The following is a 5,099-nucleotide window of genomic DNA, read 5'->3' as shown; positions in this document are numbered from 1 at the left end:
ACGCCCGCTCCCGCTGCTGCGCCTGTCAAACCGGCTGCAATCGGGCCAGCTGCAACGATTGGCCCGATGCCAGGAATCGCCAGCGCGCCAAGCCCGGCCAAGACACCTCCGAGCCCTCCGAGCGCACCACCTGTGGCAGCTCCGGCAGCGGCTCCTTCACCGGCCTGTGTCCCAGTTTCTTCCGTTACGCGCTCTACATCACCCTTATCTTTACTGAGCACTGAAATGTCTTCGTCGCGGTAGCCTTGCCGCTGAAGATCTTCGATGACTTCCACCGCTTCCATTTCCGTACCGTATGCTCCGACCACTCGTGACATATTACTCGCCCTCCATTTCATGTTTTGGAATCTTGTTCATACATCTTAGTGATATATGTTTCCCCGTCGAAGATGCGCTAAACATTTCACAACATCAAAAAACGCCGCCAGCAGATGCTGGCGGCGTCAGTGTTTAAACGAAATGGATCATATGGTATTTTTTCTTGCCGCGCCGGACGATCGCGAATTCATCATCCAAACGGTCTTTTTCATCAACCACGTATTCCAGGTCGCGGATTTTCTCGCCGTTAATCGAAATCGCGCCGTTCGTGATGTCTTCACGTGCTTGGCGTTTCGAAGGAGATACTTTACTGTCGACAATCAAATCGACGATTGGCTTCGCTTGTTTCGCCATCTCGACAGAAGGAACGTCTTTGAAGGCCGCTTTCATTTCGTCTGCGCTCAAACTTTTCAGATCGCCACTGAACAATGCTTTCGTGATGCGCTGGGCATCTGCGAGCGCTTCTTCCCCATGGATAAGCTTGGTCATTTCTTCAGCGAGCACGGTTTGCGCTTTTCTGAGATGCGCTTCCGTTTCAACGCTTTCGGCGAGTGCTTCGATTTCCTGTTTTTCGAGGAAGGTGAAAATCTTCAAGTATTTCACGACATCTGCATCAGCCGTATTGATCCAGAACTGGTAGAACTCGTAAGGGGAGGTCTTTTTCGCATCAAGCCAAACTGCGCCGCCCGCCGTCTTGCCGAATTTTGTGCCGTCCGCTTTTGTTACGAGCGGAATTGTAATCCCAAACGCTTTCGCTTCTTCTTCGTGCGTCTTGCGGATCACTTCAAGACCTGATGTAATATTGCCCCACTGGTCCGACCCGCCGATCTGAACACGGCAATTGTATTCATTGTAAAGATGGTTGAAGTCGATCGCTTGGATTAAGGTATAGGAAAACTCCGTAAACGAAATTCCGCCTTCGAGACGCGATGCGACCGAATCTTTCGCCAGCATGTAATTGACGGAAATTAATTTACCGAAATCGCGCAGGAACTCGATGACGCTCATGCCGCCGATCCAGTCGCGGTTATTGACCATTTTCGCCCCGTTCTCCGTCTGGAAATCAAAGATCTGTTCCATTTGCTTTTTGATCGAATCGACATTGCGGTCGATCTGTTCCGTCGATTGCAATTGGCGCTCTTCGTTGCGTCCAGATGGATCCCCGATCATGCCGGTTGCCCCGCCCACCAAAAGGATCGGTCGATGGCCGTGCAATTGGAAACGACGCAAAGTCAAAAGCGGCACGATATGGCCGATGTGCATGCTGTCGGCAGTCGGGTCGACACCGCAATACAGTGAAATCTTTTCCTGGTCTAGCACTTCTGCCATTCCTTCTTCGTCTGTTTGCTGGTACAGAAGCCCGCGCCAGTTTAAATCGTCGATTAATGCATTTGTCATGTAAATTTCCTCCCTTTATCTGCTTCGCCTAATTGCCAGGACACAAACGACGCATATGCGCGGTACCACCCAGCTTGAAGGACGCGTCCTCCCACTCGAATGTGCCAGACGGGGCACTTCCGCAAACTCCAGGCCTGTAATTCGACGCATGCATTTTGGCCGGTTCGCACCTTCCACCGGCTCTCTGGTTTCAAAATTGCATGCCCTACTGCGGGCCTTTCTCCGTTTGATTATGAAGATTCTATACTGTAGTGTACTTGAATCCTAAAGATTGTCAATATCTTTCGTTTCAATTATCGGATTATGCTATAATGAGAAAGATTTTTAGGAGGGGGATAATGTGCAAGATAAATTAAGAAGATGGTTATTGAAGGCAGAGGAAACAACCGATAGATGGACTTCCCATAAGTGGTTTAGGCGTTTTAAAATCACGACGGGCGTCATTTGGAATTTGGCAATCATTCTAGCTATTATACTGGTGGCGGGCGGCGTGTTTGCCGCATCGGCAGGAGCCGGCTATTTCGCTTCACTGGTGGACGAAGAACAGCTGCGGACTGAAGAGGAAATGCTGTCGGACATCTATAGCTATGAAGAAACTTCCCAATTGTATTTCGCCGACAATACCTACCTTGGCAAACTGCAGACCGACCTTGACCGCGAAGAAACGACTTTGGAAGATGTCTCCGATGTGGCTATCGATGCAGTCCTAGCTACTGAAGATGAGTATTTCTTTGAACATGAAGGAATTGTCCCGAAAGCAATCATGCGTGGCTTGTTTCAAGATGTCTCCAATTCGGACAGCCAATCGGGCGGATCTACTTTAACCCAGCAATTGATCAAAAACCAAATTTTGACAAACGAAGTATCTTATGAGCGTAAAGCGAAAGAAATCCTCTTGGCGATGCGTCTTGAGAAATTCATGAACAAAGAAGATATTATGGAAGCTTATTTGAATATCATCCCATATGGCCGAAATTCAGCGGGCACGAACATCGCCGGAATCGAAACGGCTGCCAAAGGCATATTCGATGTACCTGCAAGCGACTTGAACTTGCCGCAAGCGGCATTCATCGCCGGCATCCCGAAAGCGCCCTTCAGCTATACGCCTTATGCGCGCGGCGGGATTCCTAAAGAAGGAAAAGCTTTAGAACCTGGCCTCAACCGCATGAGAACTGTGCTGTACCGCATGCTTGAAACAGGCTATATCACCGAAGCGGAATATCAAGAAGCTTTGGAGTACGATATTGTCGCAGACTTCAGAACTGGCGAAACCCGCTCATACGAAGATCATCCTTTTGTAACTGCAGAATTAGAGAAACGCGCCACCCGCATCATCATGGATGTGTTGGCTGAACAAAATGGCATTGATCCTGAAACACTGGACCAGGATCAAAACCTCTATGAGGAATATGCAATTTTAGCTGACCGCGCTGTGCGGTCGAATGGCTACCGAATCCATTCGAGTATCAATAAAGAACTGTATATTGCGCAAGAAGAGACACAAAAAGCCTATCAAGGATACGGCACGACTTTATCCGAAGATTATATTGACGAAGACGGCGAAACAAAAACCCGCCCATTGCCTGTTCAAGTGGGCAGCGTCACTTTGGAAAACGCTACCGGCCGCATCTTAAGTTTTGTCGGCGGGCGTGACCACGAAATCGAAAAACTGAACCATGCAACGCAAGCCTATCGCTCGATCGGTTCTACGGTTAAGCCACTGCTCGTTTACGGCCCAGCCTTGGAAAACGGCTTGATCGGTGCGGGAAGCCCGGTGGTCGATGTGAAATTCACACTGAATGATAATGGCAACCCATATGAACCGACGAACTTCATCCCGACAAGCGAGCAAGGTATCATGCCGGCACGCGATGCACTTGCACAATCGCAGAACCTTCCCGCCTTGCGTTTGTTTGCGCAAATGCGCGATGACATGCCGATCCAATACTTGATCGACAATGGCTTCTCGCGCGTAGATGAAGGCGATGGCGTCGTTTCCGCAGCACTTGGCGGCGGCATTGAAGGGTCAGTTGAAGAAGTCGCGAATGCCTATGCGGCTCTTGCCAACGGAGGCAAGCATATGGAAACGACGATGATCGATAAAATTGAAGATGCGGATGGCAATGTCATCTATGAACACGAAGCTGAAGCGAAAGATGTCTTCACGCCTCAAGCTTCTTACGTATTGACCGATATGCTTCGCGATGTCTTCAAGACAGATCGCGGAACGGCCAATCGCGCAAACGGCATGCTGAAGTTCAATGCGGACTTCGCCGGCAAAACAGGAACTACTCAGGAGACAAAAGACGTCTGGCTCGTCGGTTATAACCCGAACATCACGATGGGTGTCTGGCTCGGTTATGATAAAGAGAAATACTCTCTGGATAATTTCAGAAACCAAAACTTGCAGCCATCCGTCCGCGTCAACCAATTATGGGCGAACTTGATGAATGCAACTTATGACGTCGCACCTGACGCTATCGGGTCAGGAGACAAATTCCAGGAACCAGATGGCATCGTCAGCCGCTCGTTCTGCGGAATCTCTGGATTCGCTCCGAACGAAGCTTGTAAAAAAGCCGGCTTGGTCCGCTCCGACTTGTTCATCGCTGATATCATGACGCCTAAAGATGGCGACGACAGCTTGAGCAGCGGCTCATACACGACCATCAACGGCAAACGCTATGCTGCTTTGTCGAATACTCCAAGTGAATTTGTGTCAGGCGGCGGCCTCGGCGTTTCAGAAGAATACGTCGATCGTATGCTCGCTCCATTCGGAGGAGACGCAGGCAAATTATTCCCTGGCAGTTCACGATTCAGCAACGTCGTCTCCAGCGCCAATTTCGATGCAGACAGCGCGGCCCCTGCCCCAGTCGGCACTTCGATCAATGGACGCACAATCACGTGGAGCGATTCCGCTTCAAACGATGTCGTCGGTTACCGCGTATTCCGCGGTGGCAGCAGAGTCGCTTCAGTTTCAGAATCGAGCAGCAACTCCTTTAGCGCACCTGGACCTGGAACTTATACAGTCGTCGCAGTGGATATTACAGGCCGTCAATCGGCAACATCCAACGGCGTGACGATTGCAGCGCCAAAACCGGAACCTGCTCCTGAACCAGAACCTGCTCCTGCCCCGGAACCGGAACCTGAAAGAGAAGAGACTCCGGCGCCAGCGCAAGAAACAGAAAGACAAGAGCCGGAAGAGGAGCCTGAAGAAGAACCGGCTGAGGAAGAACCAGCCGAAGAAACTCCAGCTCCAGAAGAACCGGAAGAAGAACCTGAAGAAGAGGAAGAAGCACCACCTGAAGAACCGGAACAACCAGAAGAGCAGTCAGAACCTGACACGGAAACTCCAGAGAACGAAGAAGACGCAGCATGACAAAAGC

3 protein-coding genes are annotated in these 5,099 nt (G+C 50.4%); 1 reads left to right on the top strand and 2 read right to left on the bottom strand.

Going from position 1 to position 5,099, the window contains the following annotated elements; genetic code table 11:
• Together ON064_RS16875 and tyrS are read right to left on the bottom strand one after the other, a co-directional pair.
• Positions 1-317: general stress protein (locus tag ON064_RS16875; RefSeq protein WP_274625681.1), on the bottom strand; the 317-nt coding region annotated here is incomplete at its 3' end.
• Positions 318-450: 133 nt separating this feature from the next.
• Complete coding sequence (gene tyrS / locus ON064_RS16870; protein ID WP_274625680.1) at positions 451-1,716, bottom strand: tyrosine--tRNA ligase; 1,266 nt, start codon at positions 1,714-1,716, stop codon at positions 451-453.
• Positions 1,717-2,056: 340 nt separating this feature from the next.
• Between tyrS and ON064_RS16865 the strand changes: the two genes are divergently transcribed.
• Positions 2,057-5,092 carry a transglycosylase domain-containing protein gene (locus ON064_RS16865; protein WP_274625679.1) on the top strand — a complete coding sequence of 1,012 codons (3,036 nt, stop codon included), beginning with the start codon at positions 2,057-2,059 and terminating at the stop codon, positions 5,090-5,092.
• Positions 5,093-5,099 lie beyond the last annotated feature (7 nt).

Source organism: Planococcus sp. A6 (assembly GCF_028823615.1).
Taxonomy (GTDB): domain Bacteria; phylum Bacillota; class Bacilli; order Bacillales_A; family Planococcaceae; genus Planococcus.
The sequence above is the reverse complement of the archived record's forward strand: the minus strand, read 5'-3'. Positions and strand labels throughout refer to the sequence as shown.

What these genes read in the sequence shown, in the direction of transcription:
- tyrS (WP_274625680.1), bottom strand. Translation starts at nt 1,716, where the DNA reads ATGACAAATGCATTAATCGACGATTTAAACTGGCGCGGGCTTCTGTAC.